1 pseudogene is annotated in these 530 nt (G+C 67.4%); it reads left to right on the forward strand.

Annotation, left to right across the window (positions count from 1 at the left end):
* A pseudogene (locus tag D3D01_RS22655) lies at positions 1-530 on the forward strand (hypothetical protein); the annotation flags it as partial.

Genomic DNA, 530 nt, shown 5'->3' on the forward strand with positions numbered 1-530 from the left:
GGCCGACCCCGCCAGCGTCTCCGCGCTCGGCAGTTGGAGTCAGGCCGACCTCGACGAAATCGAGGAGAACATCAGTCCGTGGTTCGGCAACAGCTTCAGCGCGCGGCACCAAGCGCCGCCGACCGAGTGGGTCGACGCCTACGAATACTACGGCCTCTGGGAGATATTCGCCAAGGTCGCACAGGTGCTCCAAGCGGAGGCGAAGTACGAGGCGCTCGCCGCGGTCCACGAGGAACTGCTCGCGACGATTGCGGCGGACCTCCCCGCGGAAGAAGACCGGCCGACCGCCGTGCTTCTCGGCCCGAGCGACCTGGAGTCCATCTACGCCTACAACCTGAGCACGCCCGGATTCCTGACCGCCCACACCCGCCCGCTGAAGCCGGTCAGCGCGTTCGGCGACGACGTCGACGACGAGCGCTACAGCGCCGTCGCGAACGCGTTGCTGGCGGAGTTCGAGTCTCTCTACGACAGTTTCGAGTCGGCCGCGATCCACGGCGCGAGCGCGCTCGAAGACGTCGACCTCGACGACA

It is taken from the genome of Haloarcula sp. Atlit-7R, assembly GCF_003666065.1.
GTDB classification, from domain to species: Archaea; Halobacteriota; Halobacteria; order Halobacteriales; family Haloarculaceae; genus Haloarcula; species Haloarcula taiwanensis.